At 60.6% G+C, this 22,233-nt stretch carries 22 protein-coding genes; 15 read left to right on the forward strand and 7 right to left on the reverse strand.

The window, feature by feature from the left end; all coding sequences use genetic code 11:
* From AW06_RS16715 to AW06_RS16780, 12 genes are all read left to right on the forward strand, one after another.
* Positions 1-235, forward strand: a 235-nt coding sequence (locus AW06_RS16715) for a hypothetical protein (RefSeq protein WP_273704823.1), incomplete at its 5' end; no start/stop codon positions are given.
* A gap of 740 nt (positions 236-975) precedes the next feature.
* Entirely contained in the window at positions 976-1,491 is a 516-nt protein-coding gene (locus AW06_RS16730; RefSeq protein WP_273704824.1) for a DUF2889 domain-containing protein, read from the forward strand.
* A 57-nt stretch (positions 1,492-1,548) separates the two neighbouring features.
* Complete coding sequence (sucC, locus tag AW06_RS16735) at positions 1,549-2,709, forward strand: ADP-forming succinate--CoA ligase subunit beta (RefSeq protein WP_034952408.1); 1,161 nt, start codon at positions 1,549-1,551, stop codon at positions 2,707-2,709.
* Positions 2,710-2,718: 9 nt separating this feature from the next.
* A complete protein-coding gene (sucD, locus tag AW06_RS16740; RefSeq protein WP_034952411.1) occupies positions 2,719-3,612 on the forward strand; it encodes a succinate--CoA ligase subunit alpha in 894 nt (297 codons plus the stop codon).
* A 187-nt stretch (positions 3,613-3,799) separates the two neighbouring features.
* Complete coding sequence (locus tag AW06_RS16745; RefSeq protein ID WP_034952414.1) at positions 3,800-4,759, forward strand: ornithine cyclodeaminase family protein; 960 nt, start codon at positions 3,800-3,802, stop codon at positions 4,757-4,759.
* 89 nt (positions 4,760-4,848) lie between these two features.
* Complete coding sequence (locus tag AW06_RS16750) at positions 4,849-5,679, forward strand: Stp1/IreP family PP2C-type Ser/Thr phosphatase (protein ID WP_246148903.1); 831 nt, start codon at positions 4,849-4,851, stop codon at positions 5,677-5,679.
* A gap of 14 nt (positions 5,680-5,693) precedes the next feature.
* Positions 5,694-6,374: an FHA domain-containing protein gene (locus AW06_RS16755; RefSeq protein WP_034952417.1), complete on the forward strand. Its 681-nt coding sequence runs from the start codon at positions 5,694-5,696 to the stop codon at positions 6,372-6,374.
* A gap of 94 nt (positions 6,375-6,468) precedes the next feature.
* On the forward strand, positions 6,469-7,236 hold the full coding sequence (locus AW06_RS16760; protein WP_034952420.1) for a 3',5'-cyclic-nucleotide phosphodiesterase: 768 nt from the start codon (positions 6,469-6,471) through the stop codon (positions 7,234-7,236).
* A gap of 100 nt (positions 7,237-7,336) precedes the next feature.
* A complete protein-coding gene (locus AW06_RS21055) occupies positions 7,337-9,766 on the forward strand; it encodes a PAS domain S-box protein (protein ID WP_273704825.1) in 2,430 nt (809 codons plus the stop codon).
* 6 nt (positions 9,767-9,772) lie between these two features.
* Positions 9,773-10,414 carry a response regulator transcription factor gene (locus AW06_RS16770; RefSeq protein ID WP_034952423.1) on the forward strand — a complete coding sequence of 214 codons (642 nt, stop codon included), beginning with the start codon at positions 9,773-9,775 and terminating at the stop codon, positions 10,412-10,414.
* Positions 10,415-10,691: 277 nt separating this feature from the next.
* Positions 10,692-11,141, forward strand: coding sequence for a response regulator transcription factor (locus AW06_RS16775; protein ID WP_138678600.1), 450 nt, complete (start codon positions 10,692-10,694; stop codon positions 11,139-11,141).
* Positions 11,142-11,238: 97 nt separating this feature from the next.
* Positions 11,239-11,670, forward strand: coding sequence for a response regulator transcription factor (locus tag AW06_RS16780; protein ID WP_138678601.1), 432 nt, complete (start codon positions 11,239-11,241; stop codon positions 11,668-11,670).
* A 408-nt stretch (positions 11,671-12,078) separates the two neighbouring features.
* Here the strand turns inward: AW06_RS16780 and AW06_RS16785 are convergent, their stop codons facing one another.
* The 5 genes from AW06_RS16785 to AW06_RS16805 are packed head-to-tail and all read right to left on the reverse strand — an operon-like array spanning position 12,079 to position 17,221.
* Positions 12,079-12,600 carry a gamma carbonic anhydrase family protein gene (locus AW06_RS16785; protein WP_034952429.1) on the reverse strand — a complete coding sequence of 174 codons (522 nt, stop codon included), beginning with the start codon at positions 12,598-12,600 and terminating at the stop codon, positions 12,079-12,081.
* Between the two features lie 49 nt (positions 12,601-12,649).
* The gene (locus AW06_RS16790; RefSeq protein WP_034952431.1) at positions 12,650-13,870 is read right to left on the reverse strand and encodes an ABC transporter permease; all 1,221 of its coding nucleotides are present in this window, start codon (positions 13,868-13,870) and stop codon (positions 12,650-12,652) included.
* On the reverse strand, positions 13,864-14,574 hold the full coding sequence (locus tag AW06_RS16795; RefSeq protein ID WP_034952434.1) for an ABC transporter ATP-binding protein: 711 nt from the start codon (positions 14,572-14,574) through the stop codon (positions 13,864-13,866). The genes AW06_RS16790 and AW06_RS16795 overlap by 7 nt, the downstream gene beginning before the upstream one ends.
* On the reverse strand, positions 14,574-15,770 hold the full coding sequence (locus tag AW06_RS16800) for an efflux RND transporter periplasmic adaptor subunit (protein WP_034952437.1): 1,197 nt from the start codon (positions 15,768-15,770) through the stop codon (positions 14,574-14,576). Before AW06_RS16800 ends, AW06_RS16795 begins: the two co-directional genes overlap by 1 nt.
* Positions 15,767-17,221 (reverse strand): TolC family protein, encoded by a 1,455-nt coding sequence (locus tag AW06_RS16805; protein ID WP_034952440.1) that lies wholly within the window; start codon positions 17,219-17,221, stop codon positions 15,767-15,769. The genes AW06_RS16800 and AW06_RS16805 overlap by 4 nt, the downstream gene beginning before the upstream one ends.
* A gap of 155 nt (positions 17,222-17,376) precedes the next feature.
* On the opposite strand from AW06_RS16805, the gene AW06_RS16810 reads away from it, so the two are divergent.
* From AW06_RS16810 to AW06_RS16820, 3 genes are all read left to right on the forward strand, one after another.
* The gene (locus AW06_RS16810; RefSeq protein ID WP_034952443.1) at positions 17,377-17,727 is read left to right on the forward strand and encodes a DUF3301 domain-containing protein; all 351 of its coding nucleotides are present in this window, start codon (positions 17,377-17,379) and stop codon (positions 17,725-17,727) included.
* An 87-nt stretch (positions 17,728-17,814) separates the two neighbouring features.
* Positions 17,815-19,767 carry a malonate decarboxylase subunit alpha gene (locus AW06_RS16815; RefSeq protein WP_034952445.1) on the forward strand — a complete coding sequence of 651 codons (1,953 nt, stop codon included), beginning with the start codon at positions 17,815-17,817 and terminating at the stop codon, positions 19,765-19,767.
* 100 nt (positions 19,768-19,867) lie between these two features.
* Positions 19,868-20,563 (forward strand): glutathione S-transferase family protein, encoded by a 696-nt coding sequence (locus AW06_RS16820; protein WP_034952448.1) that lies wholly within the window; start codon positions 19,868-19,870, stop codon positions 20,561-20,563.
* 132 nt (positions 20,564-20,695) lie between these two features.
* Here the strand turns inward: AW06_RS16820 and AW06_RS16825 are convergent, their stop codons facing one another.
* Together AW06_RS16825 and AW06_RS16830 are read right to left on the reverse strand one after the other, a co-directional pair.
* Positions 20,696-21,604, reverse strand: a complete 909-nt coding sequence (locus tag AW06_RS16825; protein WP_273704826.1) for an efflux RND transporter periplasmic adaptor subunit — start codon at positions 21,602-21,604, stop codon at positions 20,696-20,698.
* A gap of 233 nt (positions 21,605-21,837) precedes the next feature.
* Positions 21,838-22,200, reverse strand: a complete 363-nt coding sequence (locus AW06_RS16830; RefSeq protein WP_324576708.1) for a hypothetical protein — start codon at positions 22,198-22,200, stop codon at positions 21,838-21,840.
* Positions 22,201-22,233 lie beyond the last annotated feature (33 nt).

Here is a 22,233-nt window from a genome sequence, read left to right on the forward strand (position 1 = left end):
GATTTGCGGAGATCACCTAATGGAGGTGAGTCTCTGGCCGTACAACCAAGGCAGTCCCTTGCTGGCCGAAGTAGTGGGTTGGATGGACGAGCATGGATTTCGTGCCTATGAGATCTTCGACATTTCTCGTCGTGGTGACGGTGTCCTGGTACAGATCGATATCCTTTTCATTCGCAAGAACTCTGCGTTGGTCAGCAACGCTATGACCCTCTTTTCGGTTTCGGAAAGAGGTTGAGCTGGAACCGTCCAGATTCAGTTCTCCCCTGCGGGATGTGCCCAAGCCTTATCGTGAGCATGACCGCAAAGGCCAGNNTTGTCCATGCCGCGGATGAAGAGATGCCCAAAGCCAAAGCGGTTGTCTATCCAGGGGGGATTCGTTCGAGTGCGGTGCGTCGGTGGTTGCCCCGATGCCAGCTCGGGTTGCCATGGGGCGTCGGAACGAAGATGCGGCTTTTCCTGAGAGAGAAGTGCGGGATGAAACNNAAACGCCTGAAGACCGGCACCGTGCCGGCCAAGATGGAACCGGAGATCCAGGAAGTGTGTGTAATAAAACACATCTAACCGCGCCTGCTTCAAGCGCAGGAGGGCCAACATGCCGTGTTCTTCGTAGACGCGGCGCACCTTGTCCTGGGAGCTTTCCTGTCGATGGTATTGTGGTGCCTGCTGGCCCGAGTCTGGATCAGGGCGCCTTGGGGCCGGCAGCGTTTCAACGTACTGGGTGCGCTCGATGCCGCCACACAGGAGGTCATACCGAGGGAACCCCAACTTCGGAATTCCCGACCGGCTGATTGGGCCGACCAGTCAGTTCGATAGCGTGCCCGGTGTCCGGGCAGCCAGCACTCATAATTATGTATTTCGCCAAAAACGCCAAGGCGTTCTGGTGTAAAATTCCTTGCCAGCTACGAAGCCTTGTCATGCTCGCAAATCCCCAGGACCATCGATGCCGTTGCCACCACCCTTTGNNAACGCACCCGCATGCACGTCCGCAGGGTGCAACTCGATGGTTACAAGCGTGAAGATGGGCGCTGGGACATTGAGGCGCGTCTGGTAGACACCAAGGACCACGACTATCCACTTTCGTCGGGTTTGCGGCAGCGCGGCGAAGCGGTGCACGACATGTGGGTGCGGGTGACCATCGACCATCAGATGAATGTTCTTGACGCAGTGGCCTGTACCGATGCGATGCCCTACGTCGGTTATTGTGACCGGATTACCCCGGATTACACGCAACTGGTCGGTCTCAATCTCTTTCACGGTTTTCGCACGGCAGTCAAGAATCTGTTCCGTGGCACGCGCGGTTGCTCGCATCTCAGCGAGCTGTTGATGTTTTTGCCTACCGCTGCGCTGCAGACTTTTGCCAGTGACGTACTCGATAACGACGATAGCGTGCACAAGCCCTATCAGCTCGACCGTTGCCACGCGCTGGAATCGCATTCGGACGCAGTACGGCGCTATTACCCGCGCTGGTACCGTGGCCAGAAGCCCGGGTAGGACGTCCTGCCTGTGGTTCGTTACGTTTCGCAACCTTAACTCAAGCAAGGAAAGCGCATGAAAATTCACGAATATCAGGGCAAGGAACTCCTGAAGAAATTCGGCGTCGTGGTTCCGCGCGGGGTGTTCTGTCCGACCGTCGATGATGCGGTCAAGGCAGCCGAAACCCTGGGAGGCAAGATCTGGGTGGTGAAGGCCCAGATCCATGCGGGTGGTCGTGGCAAGGGCGGTGGCGTCAAGGTGGCCAAGTCGCTGGACGAAGTTCGCGAGTATGCCAGCCAGATCCTCGGCATGCAGCTCGTCACGCACCAGACCGGTCCGGCAGGCCAGAAGGTCCGCCGGCTGCTGATCGAAGAGGGCGCCGACATCCGCAAGGAGTACTACGTTGCTGCGCTTACCGACCGGGCGTCGCAAAAGGTCGTGATGATGGCCTCTTCGGAAGGCGGCATGAATATCGAGGAAGTTGCCCACGCTACGCCGGAGAAAATTCTCAAGGCATTCATTGACCCTGAGGATGGGCTGAGCGACGCACAGGCGGCCGAATTGGCTACTGGCATCGGTGTCCCGGCCGAGTCTGTGGACCGCGCAGTTGCGACGCTCAAGGGCCTCTACAATTGCTACATGCAGACCGACGCCTCGCTGGCAGAGATTAACCCACTGATTCTCGAAGGCAACGGCGACATCAAGGCGATCGACGCCAAGTTCAACTTCGACTCCAACGCCCTCTACCGGCAGCCCGAGATCATGGCCTACCGGGACCTCGACGAGGAGGACCCCGACGAACTCGAGGCCTCCAAGTTTGACCTCTCGTACATCTCGCTCGACGGCAACATCGGCTGCTTGGTCAATGGCGCGGGCCTGGCGATGGCGACCATGGACACCATCAAGCTTTTCGGTGCCGAACCGGCCAACTTTCTCGACGTCGGCGGCGGTGCGACCACCGAGAAAGTGACCGAAGCCTTCCAGATCATGCTCAGGAATCCAAAGGTCAAGGGAATTCTGGTGAACATCTTCGGCGGCATCATGCGCTGTGACACGATCGCCACCGGCGTCGTGGCAGCCGCCAGGGAGACGCATCTTTCGGTGCCGCTGGTGGTCCGCATGAAGGGGACCAACGAGGACATCGGCAAGCAGATCCTCAGTGATTCGGGTCTGCCGATCATCACTGCGGATTCAATGGCTGATGCCGCCACCAAGATCGTTGCTGCGGTCAGTTAAGGAGCCACCATGTCGATTCTGATTAACAAAGATACCAAGATCATCACCCAGGGCATCACCGGCAAGACCGGGCAGTTCCATACCGAAAAGTGCCAGGAGTACGCCAACGGCAAGAACTGCTTTGTTGCCGGCGTGAACCCCAAGAAAGCCGGCGAGAGTATTTTCGGCATTCCAATCTATGGGTCGGTCAAGGAAGCTGCCGTCCAGACCGGTGCGACCGTCTCGGTGATCTACGTGCCGCCGCCAGGTGCTGCCGCAGCGATCTGGGAAGCGGTCGAAGCCGACCTCGATCTGGTCGTATGTATTACCGAAGGTATCCCGGTGCGCGACATGCTGGTCGTGCGCAACAAGATGCTCAGGAAGGAAGCCGCTGGCGGCAAGAAGACGTTGCTGCTCGGGCCGAACTGCCCGGGACTGATCACCCCGGATGAAGTCAAGATCGGTATCATGCCCGGTCACATTCATCGCAAGGGTCGCATCGGCGTGGTTTCGCGCTCAGGTACTCTGACCTACGAGGCGGTTGCACAGTTGACCGAAATCGGTCTTGGCCAGTCGTCTGCGGTGGGTACCGGCGGCGATCCGATCAACGGCCTCAAGCACATCGATATCATGCGCCTGTTCAACGACGATCCGGATACCGACGCGGTGATCATGATCGGTGAAATCGGTGGTCCTGATGAAGCCGACGCCGCCGTGTGGTGCAAGGCGAACATGCAGAAGCCGATCGTTGGGTTCATTGCCGGTGTGACCGCCCCGGCTGGCAAGCGCATGGGCCATGCCGGGGCCCTGATTTCAGGCGGTGCGGATACTGCGGATGCCAAGCTGGCGATCATGGAAGAGTGTGGATTCAAGGTCACACGTGATCCTTCGGTCATGGGCAAGATGATCCAGGCCCTGATTTAGGGCGCCTGTGGTCGCTTGCTATGGTTGCCTGAGTTCCTGGCAAAAAAGGGCAGACTCCGGTCTGCCTTTTTTGTTTGCCCTTGATCTGTGACATTTGCCATTAAAATCGCCGCTGCAAGCTGCAAACTGTGAAGTTGGAAAGATCGTGCTGATCGTTTGATTCCGATATGCTGAACTGGGGGCAACGATGCCACTGTTTCTGAGTGAAAAAGAGGTTGAAGAACTGCTGACCATGCCGCTGGCGCTCGCGGCAGTCGAGGCTGCGCACCGTGATCTCGCATCGATGCAGGCCTGCGATGTGCCCCGGCAACGGACGCGCCTGCCGCAGACGACGCTGCATATCCTGCAGGGGGCATTGCCGAAACTCGACGTCATCGGGTACAAGGCCTACACCAGTAACCGCTCGGGTGTGCGTTTCCTGGTTCACCTGTATTGCGCCTCAAGTGGCAGTCTGCGCGCCGTGCTGGAGGCCGATCGCCTAGGCATGATGCGTACTGGTGCGGCAGCCGGCGTCGCGACGCGCTGGCTGGCCAGGTCCGATGCCCGCGTGGCAGGCGTGTTTGGCGCTGGCTGGCAGGCCGAAGGGCATCTCGAAGCGATCGCGGCGGTGCGCTCGCTGCAACGGGTAAAGGTCTACGCACGCCATACAGAGCGTCTAGCAGCCTTTTGTACAAGAATGTCCGAACGACTTGCGCTCGAGGTGGTCGCCGTGGCTTCGCCCGAAGAGGTGGTGCGTGGCAGTGATATCGTCAGCACGGTAACTACGTCGGCGACGCCTCTTTTCAATGCAGAATGGCTTGCGCCAGGAACACACATCAATGCCGCCGGATCGAATTCTCTGATCCGCAGGGAGCTTGGCGAGGATGTCATCAAACGTTGCTCGCCGATCGTCGTCGATAGCGTGGCAACGGCCCTGTGTGAAGCGGGTGATCTGCTGCTGCCGCTGGAAAAAGGGCGCCTTCATGCGCGACAGCTCATCGAACTTGGCGACGTCATTTGCGGTCGGCAAGCAGGGCGTTCGACGCCTGACGAGATCACCCTGTTCGAGTCGCAGGGCATGGCCATCCAGGATCTGGCCGTCGCCGTAACCCTTGAGAATTTGGCACGTGAGCGCGGTTTCGGTGTCGAACTGCCCTATGGCGAATAGACTTTGGCAGAGGATGTCGAAACTGACGCCATGCTTGAGATAGGGAATGCCTGGTCGTCTGGATTTGCTGATCAGTGATGGGAGTGGACGTGGCAAACAGTCTATTGGGAGCGCTCGAAATCGCCGCCCGTACCGACCCCGGATTGGTCAGGGGGAAAAATGAAGATTCGGTATTTGCTGATGCCAATCAAGGGCTGGTGATTCTGGCTGATGGAATGGGCGGGTACAATGCCGGAGAAATCGCCAGCAACATGGCTACAAAGCTCCTCTCGGCCAGACTGGTCGCAGCTTTCAAGGCGACTGCCGCGTACCGGACCGACAGCGGTAGCGGGCTACTGTTCGCGCATCGTTGCCTCAAGGAGCAGATCGCGGCGGTGAATTTGGCGATCTATCAGGCGTCGGAGAGTCAATCGAAGTTTGGCGGGATGGGCACCACGCTTGTCGCTGCCGTATTTTGCGATGATCAGGTGGTGGTCGCCCATATTGGCGATTCGCGTCTGTATCGACTGCGGGGGAATGAGTTCACGGCCATGACCCACGACCACTCGGTCCTGCAGGAGCAGATAGACAGCGGCCTGATTTCGGCAGCAGAGGCGCGTTACTCATTGCAGAGGAACTTGGTGACACGCGCCGTCGGCATTGAGGCAGAGGTCGAAGCGGAGATCCATGTTCACCCGGTGCGTCCAGGGGATGTTTACCTGCTATGTTCCGATGGCCTTTACGACTTGGTCGAAGAGGTGGAAATCCATTACGCACTGGAAATGCATGCAGTCAATCTCGAGTGTTCGGCAGCGAAACTGATCCAGATGGCCAACGACAATGGTGGGAACGACAATATTTCGGTGGTGGTGATCAAGGTTTTGCATGCATTTCCGGCCGCCAAGAGAGGCTGGTCCAAACTCTGGTCATGGCTCAATTAAGGACGAAGAAGGCGATGGCAAAGCTCATACTCAGCATGGATGGTCTGGTTCTCAAGGAAATCCCGCTGCTCAAGGAGCGGGTGAGCATCGGCCGCAAGGTACATAACGACATTCAGATCGACAATATGGCGATCAGCGGCGAACATGCGGCGGTGGTCACCATACTCAACGACTCCTTCCTCGAGGATCTGAACAGCACCAATGGAACGTTGGTCAACGGCCAGCCGGTCAAGAAGCATTTCCTGAAGGACGGTGACGTCATCGAGCTCGGCAAGTACAAAATGAAGTACATTGTCGAAACGGTGACCCAGCACGAGGTTTCACCTTATGAGCAGACAACGCAACCGCCGCGGCCAGCAGCCTTGCACAATGTTCCGGGTGCTGCTGGTGTGACGCCGGCCAGTGCATCGCAGCCCGCGGGGTCGGCGCCAGCCCTTGGCGCGGCTGCGATCCGCTTGCTCAGTGGTTCCAATGCAGGCCATCAGTTGCAACTGACCAAGACCTTGACCACACTCGGCAAGCCTGGGCAGGTGGCGGTGATCGCCAGAAGGCCGCACGGTTACTTCTTGACCCACGTCGAAGGAGCATTCCCGTTCTTGAACGGCCGGGTCATCGACGCGCAGGCGCGTCTTCTGGAGAACCATGACCTGATCGAGATTGCCGGGGTGAAGATGGAATTTCTCCTCAAGCGGTGATGGACAATCGTGTTCTCTGCGGGCGAGGCCGTACGGTTTTGTTTCGTATCACGAAGAGCAGATTCGGTAAGCAGATGAATCCGGCTGCACCGCCATGAGAGTCAGGGTTCTTGGCTGTAGTGGAGGTATTGGCGGGCGTCATCGACGAACCACTGCGATGCTCGTCGATCATGATCTGCTCATTGACGCAGGGACGGGTGTCGCTGATTTATCGCTTTCCGAACTGGCGCTCATCGACCATGTGTTCCTGACCCACTCACACCTTGATCACATCGCCTTGCTGCCCCTGCTGATCGATTCGGTCAGCGATTTACGCGACAAGCCCCTCACGGTCTATGCAACGGCTGCGACACTCGAAATCATCGGCAAACATATCTTCAACTGGGCGATCTGGCCTGATTTCAGTGTGATCCCGAGCCGCGAGAATGCCATCATGCGCTACCAGTCCATCAGCCTCGGCCAGTCGGTGCGGCTCGGTGAGCGAACGATTACGGCACTTCCTGCCGAGCACACGGTACCAGCCGTGGGCTATCAGCTCGACTCAGGGGTGGGCAGCCTGGTCTTTACCGGCGATACCACCGCCAATGATGTCTTCTGGCCGGTGGTCAATGGCATTGCCAACCTGCGCTATTTGCTGATTGAAACGGCTTTTCCGAACCGCGAACAGGGGCTTGCCGAGATCTCGAAGCACCTCTGTCCGAAGATGCTGAAGAACGAGTTGAAGAAGCTGTCAACTGTTCCAGAAATCTATATCAGTCATCTTAAGCCCAGCCAGATCGAGTTGACGATGGCTGAAATCCAGGCCTGCGCAGGCGAATTCAAACCGAGGATGCTACAGAGCAATCAGGTCTTCGAGTTTTGATGGACTGCGCTCAGTAACATCACTCGGAGTCCTCGTATTGGTGACGCCGGACCGCTTCTCACTGCGCTTCAAGCAACCTCCACACTCACGGTTACGCGGCATGGTAGGCGTCACCCTGGGTTTGCTATCGATCGTTCCCTTGCTGGATGTGGGAATTGTGTACCTTGAGAATCCACGCTTGAAGCAGCAGGCATTCGCGGATCTAAACGCCATCGCTGCCCTGAAGGCAGGTCAGATCGAAGCATGGCTGGACGAGCGACGTGCCGATGCAATCGTACTGGGCGCCAGTCCGGGTTTCATTGAAGATGCGGTACGGGTGGCGCGTGACGAGGATGCCGATGCACGACGGCGTCTAGTGGAACGTCTCGAAACGCTCAAGCGGGTGTACGCTTACGACGGATTCATGGTGGTGGATGGTCGTGCCCAACAAATCTATGCCTTGGGCTTGCACGACCTCATTGCCGAGGCTCCTGTCCGGAAAGCGCTTCAGAGCGCATTTCTGACCAATCGAGTGACGATGACCGATCTGTATCGGAGTGAGCCGGGCCGCGTTCACCTGGACTGGGTGGTGCCGTTGGTGAAGGAAATCGAAGGTGAGCGGAAAGTGGTTGGCGCGGTGATCCTTGATGCTCCGGTCGAACGCATCGTTTTCCCGTTGATCCAGAGCTGGCCGACGCCTAGCCCAAGCGCCGAGACGCTGCTGGTGCGCAAGGAGGGAGACACCGTCCTGTATCTCAATGAATTGCGCCATCGTATGGCAACGGCGCTGGAATTCAGTCAGTATCTCGATACCCCAGAGCTGCCGGCTGCCCGCGCCGTCCTGACCGATGCGGTGCAGGTCATGGAGGGGATGGACTACCGCGGGGTCGTGGTATTGGCTGCGACCCGCCCAGTCAAAGGTACGCCGTGGCATCTGGTGGCAAAAGTCGACCGTGACGAAGTATTGTCTCCGTTGCGGAACCTGTTGTTCTGGGTCAGCCTGGTCGCAAGCGCAACACTTGTGGTCGTTGCGCTCCTGATCATCCTGCTGTGGCGTCAGGAACTACGAACCCATGATCTCGAGCTGGCCAGCCAGGAGGTCGAGAAGGATCGCCTGCTCAGGTTCTTTTTTGATCTTCCCTTCGTCGGCATGACCATCCTTTCGACGGACAAGCTGCACTGGCTGCGCTGCAACAATCGTCTTTGCGAAATACTGGGTTATTCCCGCGAGGAACTGGTCGACCTGACCTGGACGCAGCTCATACATCGTGACGACTTCGCTACCGACTTGAGTCAGTTCGAGCGCGTCTCGAGCGGCGCGGCAAACGGCTTTCAGACGGACAGGCGCTTCCTGCGTAAAGATGGCAAAGTCATCAATGCGACGATCGATGTGCGGGCGGTTCGCCAGGAAGACGGCCACGTTGACTTCTACGTCGCGACCGTCCAGGATATTACCGCACGCCTGCAGGCCGAGGGTCTCGCACAGGAGGTGTTGGACAATGTCAATCAGGGATTTGTCGTCTATGATTATGCTGCCAGGGTGGTAATCTGGAACCGATTCCTTGAGCGCGCTCTCGGGGTGCCGCGCGAGGCGGCGATCGGCAAGCATCTCCACGAGTTGTTCCCGCAGGCGCGCCAGCACGGCCTGGAAGCTTACCTGATGCGCGCGTTGGCAGGCGAAATGTGCATGGCCGACGAGTTTCTGCCGCGCCTGCGTGGCACGACGGAACTTCTGGATGCCGAGGAAGCGAGGGTGCGTAGAGACGATCCACTTCTTCTCTGGACCCTATCCACCTATGCGCCGCACCGGAACGCCAATGGTGACATCGATGGCGTCCTTGTGAACGTGGTCGATATGACTGCGCTCAAACACAGCCAGGATTCTCTAGTCGAATCCAACGAAAAGCTACGGCAGCTCACCCAGTACCTGGAGCGGGTACGGGAAGAAGAGCGGGTACGGATTGCGCGGGAGCTGCACGATGACCTCGGCAGTACGCTGACGGGTGTCAAATGGGCGGTTGCGATGGCCATCGATCGCGCTCAGGAGGCCGCACTGCCGAGTGACGAACAGTTGGTGTACGCGTCGCAATTGCTGGATTCGGCTGTGGATACGATGCGCCGCATCATCAGCGATTTGCGGCCGAGTGTCCTCGACCAGCTCGGGGTGTGGACAGCGATCGAGTGGTACGCTGGGCAGATTCAAGAGCGGACCGGACTACAATGCAAGGTTTCGATTGCTGACGAGGTTGCGGCAAGCAATGTCGATTCCGAGCGTGCCACGGCGTTGTTTCGCATCGTCCAGGAAGCGTTGACCAACGTCGTCCGCCATGCCCAGGCGTCGTCCGTCGAGATCGTTATCCATCGTGAAGCCAGCACCGTGATGATCCTCGTGGAGGATGACGGAGTAGGTATGGGCAACGAGGATCTGATCAAGGCCGAATCCTGGGGCCTGCTGGGTATCCGGGAACGTGCTGCCCGCTTTGGTGGCGACATCACGCTGTCGCGCGGCGTGAAGAAAGGAACGGTCATTGTTCTGCGCATGCCGGTTTGAAGGGCGATGAACGGGCGCAAGCTCCAGATCGTGCTGGTTGATGACCACGCCGTGGTCCGCGGCGGTTTGCGGCTGCTGTTGGCGCAGGCGGGCGACATGGAGGTGGTGGGCGAAGCTGAGGACGCCGAACAGGCGATCCAACTGATCCGCCAGAGCGAATTCGATGTCGCGCTGGTCGATATCGGCTTACCCGGCAAGGGCGGCCTGGACCTATTGAAACAGATCAAGTCGGAGCGGCCGCGGATTGCCGTGCTGATGCTCAGCATGTACGCTGAAGAGGTATATGCCGTGCGTGCGCTGAAAGCCGGCGCATCCGGCTACCTGACCAAGAACAGCCCTCCGGCCACGCTGCTTGCCGCGATACGCAAAGTCGCTGGCGGTGGCAAGCATGTGAGCCCGGCGCTGCTGGAGCGGTTGGCAGTCGAGGTGGGACGAGGCCGAAAATCCGCTTCTGAAGCACTCTCTGACCGGGAGATCGAAGTGCTACGGCGGATTGCCTCCGGCGAGAGTTTGAACCAGATTGCCGAGGCGTTGCACCTCAGTCCCAAGACGGTGACTACGTATCGAGCCAGAATTGTCGAAAAGACCGGCCTGCCCAGCAATGCGGAACTCACGCGTTATGCCCTGGAAAAGGGCATGCTATCCTGATCTGGTGTGGCCGAAAGCCAGCGCCAGAAGAGTCCTTGGCAGGTCGGAACCGACGATGCGACGCGTGCCCATCGTCGGTTCGCGCGTGCAGGGCGATGGTATGTTGGCAATGTAGGGATTCCCCGACGGGTGCAGTATTGGCCATTGCTTACATGAAAATTACACTTGGTGCTGCTAGTCGATAGTTGATATGTGCGGGATGATACGGTTTGGGAATCGATTCGCGGGCAAGGGCGTTTCCTCTTGGCGCGGCTCGATCACCTCGGAGATTCTCGCCATGGATGCCTGCGCATTGACTGCCCTGCAGGACGGCCGCACCCGATTTCTTCTGGTGGACACGGACAATCTGTTTCTCGACGGTGTGGGAAGAGCGTTGCGAACGGACGACAAAATCGAGGTTGTGGCGATTGCCCGATCCATTGAAGACGCCTACGATTGCACTGCGAAGCACCAGCCCGATGTGATCGTCGTCAGTTGGGGAAAGGCGTCGCGGGCTTTTGTGCATGCCGTGCTGGCGAACCCTTGCTCTGCCCACAGCAAGCCGCTGATCGTCATCGTGCTGCCCCGGGGAATGACCAGCATCCCCGGTTTGACGTCACTCAGTCTATTGCCCAACGTCGCGCTGCTGGTACATGAGCAGGTCGAGAAGTTGCTGTTCCGGCACAGCTTGCCGAAAACCTTTGGGTTACTGACTGACACGTATTCCGGCAAAGGAAGTCCTGCCTGAGTTGTGGGAAATCCCACGCTGTATGTGGGCCAGGCGCACGCTGCCCGGGAGGGTTTCTTTCAGCGCAGCCCCTTCGTCTTGTTTGTGACCGACCTTGATGTTAACCCTGATCGTCGATGACTCAGCTCTTGTACGCCGCATGTTGCGCGAGATACTCGTGCAGATCGAAGGTACGGAGGTGGTGGGTGAATTCGACAGTCCCGCTCCAGCCATCGAAAGCATTCGAAGTCGTCCGCCGGACATCGTACTGCTCGATATTCAGCTTGCCAATGGCAGTGGTCTGGAGGTTCTACGCATCGTGAGAATGGAACATCCGAGTGTCAAAGTCATGGTATTCACGAACTTCTCGGAGTCCGTGTACCGCAAGCGATGCTTGGAAGCCGGAGCCTATGCCTTTTACGATAAGAAGAGCGATCTGCAGGTGCTCCGGCAGTCTCTGCATGGTCTTGCGTCGGCCGCTCGGGTCGAGTCAGGAGATGTTGATGTAAATCATCAGCATTCTTGGTGGGAAACCCGCAACATGGGCTAACGGTTATGACACATGGGCTAACGGTTATAACTTTTCCAGGCATCTCCGATCATGAAGTTCATGAACGTTTCCCTCTCCCCCGCAAGTGGAGAGGGGATATTCGTGAGTTGCTGACGTGTCTTTCACATTAAACAAGCCTACGTTGCTAACTTGGCTAGAAGGTTGTCGTCGACCCATCCGGGTGCCCATCCTGCCGAGATCATTCCTGCGTCGCCCAATATTCAGGCGGCAGAAAGTTTCCCTTAGCAAAGAATGCCTTGCGGCAGCTCTCCACGCTCGACCCACAGCTTGCACACAGTGTTGTCCGTGCGTTTTCGGGATAACGAAAAGCGGCTTCCGACTTATCCACAGCCTCATGGGAAAGGCCGTCAAGCCTACGGCCTTTTCTCGCGCCGCGGAGAAAGGAGGCTACAGTGCCGCGAGTTCGCGCAGATAGCGCTGCCAGTTGGCTACGTAGTGATCGGCGCTATGCTGCAGCCGAGCGACTTCTTCATCACTGAGCCGTCGGATCACCTTGCCGGGTGAGCCGACGATCAGCGAATGGTCTGCAAAGACCTTGCCTTCCGGGATCAGCGTGTTGGCGCCAACGATGCAGCCCTGGCCGATCACCGAACGGTTGAGCAGCACCGAACCGATACCGATCAGCGATCCATCGCCGACGGTGCAGCCGTGCAGCATCACCAGGTGGCCGACGGTGACGTTGCGGCCGATCGTCAGTGGTACGCCTTCGTCAGTGTGGAGGACGGACTGGTCCTGGATATTGCTGTTTTCGCCGATCGTGATCGGGTCGTTGTCGCCACGCGCCGTTGCGTTCCACCAGATCGAGGCGTTTCTGGCCAGGCGGACGTCGCCGATCACGGTGGCATTGGGGGCGACCCAGCTTTGCGGGTCGATCTGGGGGCGCCGGGCGCCGAGGGTGTAGATGGGCATGGGAGAGAGTCTCGCTGAGTGGGCTGAAGAAAGATTGTAGCCTGTCGCGCTACTGATGGCGCAGCGCTTCGATCGGATCGAGGGCGGCGGCGCGGTGCGCCGGGTAATAACCGAAGAATATGCCGACTCCTGCGGCGACAGCGAAGGCCACCAGGATCGAGGCACCGGAGATGACGATCACCATGTCGGTCAGCGCATTGGTCAGCAGCGCGCCGCCGATGCCGAGAACAAGCCCGATCAGGCAGCCGGCGACCGAGATCATCAACGCTTCGAGCAAAAACTGCGCGAGGATGTCCCGCTGGCGCGCGCCGATTGCCATGCGGATGCCGATCTCGCGCGTGCGTTCGGTCACCGAGACGAGCATGATGTTCATGATCCCGATGCCCCCAACGAGCAGCGAAACCGATGCGATCGCGCCGAGCAGCACCGACATCACGCGTGTCGTCTCGGCCGCTGAGTCGGCCGCCGCGGCGAGGTTGCGCAGATAGAAATCGTTGTCCTGTCCTTCACGAATGCGATGGCGCTGGCGGAGCAGCGCGGTCATGCTCTTTTCGACCGCCGGCATCGCCTCGGCCGAAGTCGCCTGTACCATGATCAGGCGCACCGAGCCCGGAAAGGGATTGCCGAAGACCTTGCGCTGCGCGGTGGTCAGCGGAATGATCACGGTGTCGTCCTGATCGCGGCCGTCGAGGTTCTGCCCTTTCTTGCCGAGCACGCCGACGATCACGAAAGGGCTCTGTCGGATGCGGATGGTCTTGCCGAGCGGGTCGTCGCTTCCGAACAGATTGTCGACGGCGGTCTGGCCGATCAGCGCTACCCGTGTCGCCGCGCGCACATCCGAGTCGCCGAAGGGGTAACCGCTGACGATCGTCCACGCGCGCGCATCGAGATACGGCGGCGTCGTGCCGACCACCGTCGCACTCCAGTTGTTCGCGCCATAGACCAGTTGCTGCGTGCCCTGTTGTACCGGTGCAACATTGCTGACACCGTCCAGTTCGGCGATCGCTTCGGCGTCGGCGACAGTCAGTGTCGGGCCGCCCCCGCCCCCGCTGCGCAGTCCTCCGGCACTCGTCGAGCCGGAAATCAGGATGTACAGATTGCTGCCCATGCTGCTGATGGTCTGCGCTACGGCGTACTGCGCACCTTGGCCGATGGCCATCATCAGCACTACCGAACCAACGCCGATGACCATTCCGAGCATCGTCAGCATGCTGCGCATGCGGTTCGCGCCCATCGCCTGCCAGGCTTCGCCGAGCATTGCTTTCAGCATGCGGAGAGCACTCTGGGGGGCGTCGGCTGGTCACTGACCAGGTGTCCATCACGAAAACGCACTTGTCGCGCGGCGTATGCGGCAATGTCCGGCTCGTGGGTCACCAGCACGATGCTGATCCCTTCACGGTTGAGGGCCGTGAACAGCGCCATGATCTCTTCGCTGGTATGGCTGTCGAGGTTGCCGGTCGGTTCGTCGGCCAGAATCAGTTGCGGCGAGTTGATCAGCGCGCGTGCAATTGCCACGCGCTGCTGTTGTCCGCCCGAGATGCGGCTCGGCAACGCCTCGGCGTAATCGCCGAGGCCAACCCGGGCCAGCTCGTGCTGCGCACGCTGTCGCCGCTGCTCGCGCTCGATGCCGGTATAGACCAGCGGCAGGGCGACATTGTCGGCCAGGGTCATCCGCGGCAGCAGGTTGAAACCCTGGAAGACGAAGCCGATACTTCGGTTCCGGAGTTGCGCGAGTTCGTCCTTGCTCAACTGCGCGACCTTGCGGCCGACCAGGAAGTAGTCGCCGCTGCTCGGCGTATCGAGGCAGCCGAGCAGGTTCATGAAGGTCGACTTGCCCGACCCCGAGGGGCCCATGATCGCCACGAATTCACCCGCCTCGATGCAAAGATCGACGTCCCGCAACGCCGGGAAGAGTCCGGCCGCGGTTTTATAGGACTTGCCGAGACCGACGACGCGAATGACCGCCTCGGTCATCAGAACAGTCTCATCCCCACACTGCTCGGCTTGCCGTTGCTGCTGGCGACATTCTCGCCGGTGACGACGATGTCGCCGACCTTGAGATCGCCGCCGAGCACTTCGGTGTTGCGATTGTCGGTGATCCCGAGCGATACGCTAAGCGCTTTGAGTTCGCTATTCTCGACGCGGTATACCATGCCGCTGGCCGTGTCGCGTTTCCTGCCCTTGCCCTTGCTCTCCCCGCTGCTTTCGCTCGCCGTTTTCTGTTTGGCGGGCGTGCGCTCGCTGTCGCTGCTCTCGCTGGGTTTGAAACGCAGCGCCGCGTTGGGTACCAGCAGGACATCCTGGCGGCTGGCGACACCGATGCTGACGTAGGCGGTCATGCCGGGCAGCAGGATCTGTTCGGGATTGGAGAGCGAAACACGCACATTGTAGGTGACGACGTTCTGCTGCGTCGTCGGATTGAGACGAATCTGCTGCACTTCGCCCTGGAAACTGCGGTTCGGGAAGGCGTCGACGGTGAAACGCACCTTCTGTCCTTCGCGGATCTTGCCGATGTCGGCCTCGGCAAAACTCGAGTCGATGCGCATTTCCGAGAGGTCCTGCGCGATCTTGATCAAGGTGGGCGTCTGCAGGCTGGCAGCGACCGTCTGCCCGAGGTCGACAACGCGGTCGACGACGATGCCCGACACCGGCGAGCGGATCGTCGTGTAATGGAGGTTGACCTGATCCTTGTCGGCGGCGGCTTTCGCCTGGGCGAGTTGCGCCTCGCTCGAGCGTCGCGTCTGGATGGCCTGTTCGAGTTCCTGCCGGGAGACATATTCCTGTTCGAACAGGGCTTTCATCCGTGCTTCGCTGGCGCGCGCCAGGTCGAGCGCGGCGGCGACATTCTGCACGTTGGCCGCCGATTGACGGGCCTGAGCTGCGAGCAGCGAGTCGTCGAGTTCGAGCAATGCCTGGCCTTTCTCGACCTTGTCGTTGAAGTCGACATAGAGCTTGGTGACCGTCCCGGAGACCTGCGTGCCGACACTGACCAGTACGATCGGGTTGAGCGTGCCGTTAGCCGAGACGGTCTGGGTGACATCTCCTCTTTCGATGGCCTGCAGTTTGTAGCGCTGTTCGAGCGACTGGCTGTTACTCTGGCGATACCAGTACATACCGCCAGCAGCGAGTGCAAAGAGGAGAAGGGCGAAGAGGCGGCGCGAGTGCTTCATGGATTGCTGACTTTCTGCTGGCTGATCGAGAGCAGCAGCGTGCTGTCGAGGGAGCCGATGGCCCTGGCCAGCGCGGCGCGCGACACGTGCCAGTCGAGCATCGCCTGGATGCGTTGCAGGCGGGCGTTGGCGAGCGCACTCTGGGCATTGAGGACATCGAGGATGTTGCCGACGCCGGCCTTGTAGCGTCCGAGGGCGACACGCTCGGAATGCTCGGCGCTGGCCAGCAGATCGGCAGTGGTACGAATGGTCTGGGTAGCCGTGCTGAGGCTCTGATAGGCTTCCCATACATCGAGCGCGACCTGCTGGCGGACGTTGTCGCGGCGGGCGCTCTGGACCTCGGTCTGGGCAGCGGCGGCGCGAACCCGGTAGGTGGTGTTGAAGCCGGAGAAGATCGGCAGGTTGACCGTCAGCCCAATCGAGTTGCCGTTGGCCGAAGCACTGCCAAGGTCTGTCCACTGCGGGCCGGCGCTCAGCGAGAGCGTTGGCAGGCCGGTGGCGCGGGCGTAATCGACGCCAGCTTCAGCGGCCCGGAGTTCGGCTTCAGCGGCCTTGAGTTCGGGGCGGCGTGCGCGTGCTTCGTCGATCAGCGCGGCGACGTCGCCGGTGAAACTGGCGTCGGGGGTGACTGAGGGAATCTCGTCGAGCAACAGCCTCTGGTTAGCGTCGAGCCCCATGACATTGGCCAGGCGACCGAAGGCGTTTCTGAGCACACCTTCGGCGCGGATGCGGGTGAGCGTTGCCTGCGACCAGGCGGTCTGTGCCTGCAGGCGGTCGGCGGGGGTGCCGGTGCCGACGCGGTAGCGGACTTCGGCGGCGGTAAGGCTCTCGCGGCTGGCTTTTTCTGATTCACGGGCGGCGGTGACTGCCGCGCGCGCGGCCTGGGTGTTGTAATAAGCCTGCACAGCATTGAGAAAGACGCTCTGGACGGTTGCGTCGAGCGTCGAGCTTGCGGCGCTCAACACTTGCCGCGCGATTTCAAGATTCGCCGAACGTGCGCCGAAGTCATACAACAGCCAGGAGAGCGTCAGTGAGGCATTGCGCTGGCTGGCAGTCTGTGAGTCGATCCGGGCCCTGCTGGCGCTCACCTGGCCATCGAGCCCCGGCAGGAAGTCGGACTGCGCGAGGCCGACCTGGGCGGCCTGGACGCGTGCGTACGACCAGGCCTCACGGGTAGTCGGGTTGCGGCACAGCGCGAGATCGACCACATCGAGAATGCCATAGGCGGCGTCGGCTGGCCGCGGCTGACAGGACAGGGAGCTGCCAGCCAGGGCTGGGCGCGGCGGGGTGATGGTGTGTGTGGCGAAGGGATCGCTGATTTCGAGGGCCGGCAGCTCGGCTGCCAGCGCCGCCAGCAGGGTGGCGATGGCGAGGCGGCAGCACTTGGCGGTAGGTCTGGCGGACTGGGTGCGGGACGGCTGCGGAGTCGGTCGAGATGTGGGGTAGGCCATTTTTCGCTAGTATAGCCACCCTGGCTGCGGTTTCGTGCGCGCTTGCGGGCTGGCGGGGGGTATTGCTGGGATGGATGTGTGAGCAGATGTTTCCAGCCAGGACGGTAAGCGTCGTGCGTCGCTGACGCAACTTTTACATTCACAGGATCCGGACAATGCCCTGGACGGAGATGATCAGCCTGTTTGTTCTGCTGGCCGCGGGCTGGTTCTGGTACGACAGCTTCCAGGCGCGCGAGGCCGGCATGTGTGCCGCGCGTGCGGCATGTGCGGCAGAAGACTTGCTCCTGCTCGACGACACGGTCGCGCTCGCATCACTGCGCCCGGCGCGCGATGACGAAGGTCGGCTGCGCTTGCGCCGGGTCTACCATTTCGAGTACAGCGATACCGGCGACAATCGCCGGGAGGGGCGGGTCACCTTGCTCGGCAGCGAGTTGCTGATGCTGCATTTGCCGCAGGCGCAACGGCACTGGCGGCATCTGATGGCGAACGCCAGCGAGGACGAGTAGATCCGGTCTTGCCGTTGACCGTATGATCTGATCCGGGCCAACGTTCGGAAATCTCGCTCAACTCGCTCGATACGAGAGGAAACCAGCATGCGCAGCAAGATCGTGACTGCCGATGAAGCCATCGCACTGATCCGGGATGGCGATACCCTGGCCAGCACCGGGTTTGTCCAGACCGGTTTTGCCGAAGCCCTGTTGTCGGCACTGGAGCGTCGCTTCCTCGCCTCTGGCAGCCCGAAGAACCTGACCTTGTTCGCCGCCGCCGGCCAGGGCGACGGCAAGAGCCTGGGGCTCAATCATCTGGGCCACGCAGGCCTGTTGCGCCGGGTGGTGGCGGGCCACTGGGCGCGCATGCCGAAGGTGGCGCAACTGGCACTTGGCAACCGCATCCAGGCCTATAACCTGCCCCAGGGAATCATCTGTCAGTTGTTCCGGGATCTGGCCGCCGGCAAACCGGGGTCGTTCTCCAAGGTCGGACTGCACACCTTCGTCGATCCCCGCTACGGCGGCGGCCGGATCAATGCCGCCACCACCCGGGACATCGTCAGTCTCGTCGAAGTCGCCGACGAGGAGTGGTTGTTCTACAAGGTCGGCAGAGTCAACGTCGCCTTCGTGCGCGGGACCACCGCCGATACCTTCGGCAACATCACGATGGAGCGTGAAGCATTGACCCTCAACAACCTCGCCATGGCGATGGCGGCCAAGAACAGTAACGGCATCGTGATCGCCCAGGTCGAAAGGATCGCCGAGCGCAGCGGGTTACCGCCGCGGCAGGTAAAGATTCCAGGGATTCTGGTCGATTGCGTGGTCGTGGCCGAACCCGCCCAGCACATGCAGACACTGGTGACCCCTTACAACGCGGCTTACGCCGGCGAGTTCCGGGTTCCCCAGGCCAGTCTGGTGTCGACGCCACTGACCGATCGCAAGATCATCGCCCGCCGTGCCGCTTTCGAACTGCCGCCCAACGGCATCATCAATCTCGGCGTCGGCATGCCCGAAGGCGTAGCGACGGTCGCCAAGGAGGAGCGCATCTCGCACCTGCTGACCATGACCGTTGAATCCGGCCTGATCGGCGGCATTCCCGCCACCGGGGGTGACTTCGGGACCGGCGTCAACATGGATGCGGTCATCGACGAGAATCAGCAGTTCGACTTTTACGACGGGGGCGGCCTGGACATGGCGTGTCTTGGCATGGCCGAATGCGATGCTGCCGGCAACGTCAACGTCAGCCGTTTCGGCGGCCGCCTGACCGGCGCCGGCGGTTTCATCAACATCAGCCAGAACGCCCGCCTGGTGGTGTTCGCCGGCACCTTCACCGGCAATGGTCTGAAGGTCGAGGTCAATGACGGCAAGCTGCGAATCGTCCAGGAGGGCCGGCAGCGGAAATTCCTCAAGAAAGTCGAGCAGATCACCTTCAATGGCCAGTACGCCTATGATCGCGACAAGCCGGTCTATTACGTCACCGAACGTTGCGTCTTCCGTCGGGTCAGGGGCGGGCTGGCCCTGATCGAGGTGGCGCCCGGCATCGACGTCGACCGGGACATTCTGCCGAACATGGATTTCGAGCCGATCGTCGGTGAATACGGAGAAATGGACGCCCGCATCTTCAATGCCAACCCGATGGGTCTGGAGGCTGAACTGCTCAACCTGTCCCTGCCGGAGCGGGTCATTTACGATCCCGAGCGCAACATCCTGTTTCTCAATTTCGAGGGCATGCATGTCAGGGTGGTCGAGGATGTGCAGGCGATCTGGGACATTTGCGAGCTGCGCTGCCGGGCAGCCGGCAAACGGGTCGGCGTGATCATCAACTACGATCGCTTCCGCATCAACCAGGACATGTACGACACCTATGCCGAAATGGACCGCTACTTCCTGGCCAACTATTTCAGTCAGATCACTCGCTACGCCACCAGCGCCTTCCTGCGCGCCAAGCTGGGCGAGGCTTTCTCGGCACGCAGCATCGCGCCGCACATCTTCGAACGCCGCGAGGAAGCGCAGGCCTTCCTGGCCGGACGTAGCGGTGACGCCAGCAGCCCGATTTGAATCCGCTCGGCACCCCGGCGCGGCCGGAAAACTGCTCAAGCGGAGCAGCACGCGTAGTAAGATGGCGACCCACCAACCTTCGACTTGTCAGGAAGTGACCATGCTCAAGCTGTTCATCGGCAACAAAAATTACTCTTCGTGGTCGATGCGCGCCGGGGTGCTCATCAGGCAGGCCGGCATCGCCTGTGAAGAAGTCGTCGTGCGCTTCGATTCCTTCGCTGCCGGTTCAAACTTCAGACAAACCATGGCGGCCATCAGTCCCACGGGCAAGGTACCGGTCCTGATGGACTGCGGGGTCGGTAACGGACTAGTCGTCTGGGATACCCTGGCGATTGCCGAATATCTGGCCGAGAAGTTCCCGGAGAAAGCCTTGTGGCCGCGAGACTGGGCGGCGCGGGCGCAGGCCCGCAGCATCTGTGCCGAGATGCATTCCGGCTTTACGGGTTTGCGCTCCCATTGCCCGATGAACATCGAGGCGTCACTTCCCGAAACGGGCCAGCTCGTCTGGCGCGACCAGCCGGCGGTGCGCGCCGATGTCGAACGAATCGTCGGCATGTGGTGTGACCTGCTGCGCACAGGAAGCGGGCCAATGCTCTTTGGCGAGTTTTCGATTGCCGACGCCTACTTCGCTCCGGTGGTGATGCGGCTGAAAACCTATGCCTTGCCCGTCCCGGCGGAGGTGAGCGCGTACATGGCACGCGTGTGTACCTTGCCGGGTGTGCAGGCGTGGGTCGAAGGTGCGCTGTCCGAAAAAGACTTCCTCGATTTCGAAGAGCCCTATCGCTTGCAGCGCTGAGCTTTACGGTTACGCTGCGCCGTTCGCGCTACCCGCCGTTTGAGCTATCATTTCCCGCCCCGCGCCGGGGTAAACTGAGCGTGCGTGGCATCCCGCCCTCTGCCACGGTCAGGGTCAAGCCTGGACGGTTCCTCAGAGTTTCGGTGGAGTCGGGCTGACCGGTGGTCTGGTCTCGGAGCGGTGTACGGTGCCTGGCGGTGTTGCCGGACGCGCCGTGACGTTGGCAAAACTCGCCTTGCACTTGATCCCCGCCGGAATCTTCAAGCCTGGATTCGGCAACTCGAGGCGCACGCCGAAGGTCCCGCTCGCCGGATCATGCACACGGTCGATGACCTTCACCGTCGCCTTGTGACGGCCGCCCACGGGTACTTCCGGAAGGACGTCAGCCGTTTGCCCCACGGCCAATTTGCCAAACGCATCCAGAGGCATGAGAACTTCGACAGACAGCGTCGCCACGTCGGCCAGGCGCAAGATCGGTTTGCGCAAATCGCGATTGTCCGCCAGTTCGCCGGCGTGTAGCGGCCGATCGACCACCACGCCGTTGATCGGACTCTTCAAGGTGCGCAGACGAAGTTGCTCCGATAGGCGCCGATGCTCGATCTCGGCCAGCCGGCGATCGTCACGCGCTTCCACCAGTTCGGCTTCGGCAAGGCGCTTCTCGGTCAGCGCCTCGTCCCGATCGTGAAGCGAAATGAATGACTGCCCCGCGAGCTTTTCCCGGCGGAGATACTTCGTGGTCGAAAACTCAACCCGGCTTTCACCGGTCTTGATGCGCCCCTGCATGGTCGAACGATAACGCGCGGCGTCTGTCGCTGCGCGCTCGACTCCGGAATCCAGCGTCACCAGCACCTGCCCGCTTCTCACCACGTCGCCACGATCAACCCACACCTTTTCGATCAGTCCTTCGCTTGCTGCCCGCACGTCAACCGACCTGCTCGGTTCGATGATGCAGTCAAATTCGCCGGCAATCACCTTTCCTGTCAGCAACAGCAGAACAAGAACCGCCTTCTGTCGATCGCCAAGCCCATTGCCCCCCTTCATTCCGTTTCCTTTCTTCCCTTCACCTTTTCGTCTACTCGTCTTGCCATCCGCCACTATTCGCCCGTGCCCGCAAAAGCCAGTGCACTCTCCGCGCGCAGGTCGGCGATTACTGTTTGTCTGCGCATGTGCGAATGCTGTCGTTCGGCGGCCGACTGCGCGAGGTGGCGCAGGAAGCGGCCGGCTGCGTCGGGCAAGACCTCGCATGCAGAGAAGTGGCGCCGCAGCAAGGACTGCTAGCGAGGAGCATGGGCGGTGAACAGTTCGTCATCGAGCGCGGCCAGCGCCTCGCAGGATCCCGGATCTCCCTGGCGACCGGCCCGCCCAAACAATTGGCGATCGATGCGGGCCGCTTCGTGGTACTCCGACAGGATCACGTGCAATCCTCCCACCGCCCGCACTTCCGGACTGAGGACGATGTCGGTTCCTCGTCCCGCCATGTTGGTGGCTACGGTGATCCGACCGCTCTGGCCGGCGTGCCTGACGATCTCTGCTTCCGACAGATCCTGCCGGGCATTCAACACGACGTGTTCCAGGCCGGCGGCATCGAGTCGCGCCGATACCAGTTCCGAAGTCTTGACCGAGCGGGTGCCTGGCAGCTATGTCACGGAAGACTTTAGGTGATTTCCTCA

The organism is Candidatus Accumulibacter cognatus, from assembly GCF_000584975.1.
GTDB classification, from domain to species: domain Bacteria; phylum Pseudomonadota; class Gammaproteobacteria; order Burkholderiales; family Rhodocyclaceae; genus Accumulibacter; species Accumulibacter cognatus.

Bases quoted from the DNA above. Each gene is read 5' to 3' on its own strand.
- AW06_RS16730 (WP_273704824.1), top strand. From the start codon at position 976: ATGCACGTCCGCAGGGTGCAACTCGATGGTTACAAGCGTGAAGATGGG.
- sucC (WP_034952408.1), top strand. From the start codon at position 1,549: ATGAAAATTCACGAATATCAGGGCAAGGAACTCCTGAAGAAATTCGGC.
- sucD (WP_034952411.1), top strand. From the start codon at position 2,719: ATGTCGATTCTGATTAACAAAGATACCAAGATCATCACCCAGGGCATC.
- AW06_RS16745 (WP_034952414.1), top strand. From the start codon at position 3,800: ATGCCACTGTTTCTGAGTGAAAAAGAGGTTGAAGAACTGCTGACCATG.
- AW06_RS16755 (WP_034952417.1), top strand. From the start codon at position 5,694: ATGGCAAAGCTCATACTCAGCATGGATGGTCTGGTTCTCAAGGAAATC.
- AW06_RS16760 (WP_034952420.1), top strand. From the start codon at position 6,469: ATGAGAGTCAGGGTTCTTGGCTGTAGTGGAGGTATTGGCGGGCGTCAT.
- AW06_RS21055 (WP_273704825.1), top strand. From the start codon at position 7,337: ATGGTAGGCGTCACCCTGGGTTTGCTATCGATCGTTCCCTTGCTGGAT.
- AW06_RS16770 (WP_034952423.1), top strand. From the start codon at position 9,773: ATGAACGGGCGCAAGCTCCAGATCGTGCTGGTTGATGACCACGCCGTG.
- AW06_RS16775 (WP_138678600.1), top strand. From the start codon at position 10,692: ATGGATGCCTGCGCATTGACTGCCCTGCAGGACGGCCGCACCCGATTT.
- AW06_RS16780 (WP_138678601.1), top strand. From the start codon at position 11,239: ATGTTAACCCTGATCGTCGATGACTCAGCTCTTGTACGCCGCATGTTG.
- AW06_RS16785 (WP_034952429.1), bottom strand. From the start codon at position 12,600: ATGCCCATCTACACCCTCGGCGCCCGGCGCCCCCAGATCGACCCGCAA.
- AW06_RS16790 (WP_034952431.1), bottom strand. From the start codon at position 13,870: ATGCTGAAAGCAATGCTCGGCGAAGCCTGGCAGGCGATGGGCGCGAAC.
- AW06_RS16795 (WP_034952434.1), bottom strand. From the start codon at position 14,574: ATGACCGAGGCGGTCATTCGCGTCGTCGGTCTCGGCAAGTCCTATAAA.
- AW06_RS16800 (WP_034952437.1), bottom strand. From the start codon at position 15,770: ATGAAGCACTCGCGCCGCCTCTTCGCCCTTCTCCTCTTTGCACTCGCT.
- AW06_RS16805 (WP_034952440.1), bottom strand. From the start codon at position 17,221: ATGGCCTACCCCACATCTCGACCGACTCCGCAGCCGTCCCGCACCCAG.
- AW06_RS16810 (WP_034952443.1), top strand. From the start codon at position 17,377: ATGCCCTGGACGGAGATGATCAGCCTGTTTGTTCTGCTGGCCGCGGGC.
- AW06_RS16815 (WP_034952445.1), top strand. From the start codon at position 17,815: ATGCGCAGCAAGATCGTGACTGCCGATGAAGCCATCGCACTGATCCGG.
- AW06_RS16820 (WP_034952448.1), top strand. From the start codon at position 19,868: ATGCTCAAGCTGTTCATCGGCAACAAAAATTACTCTTCGTGGTCGATG.
- AW06_RS16825 (WP_273704826.1), bottom strand. From the start codon at position 21,604: ATGAAGGGGGGCAATGGGCTTGGCGATCGACAGAAGGCGGTTCTTGTT.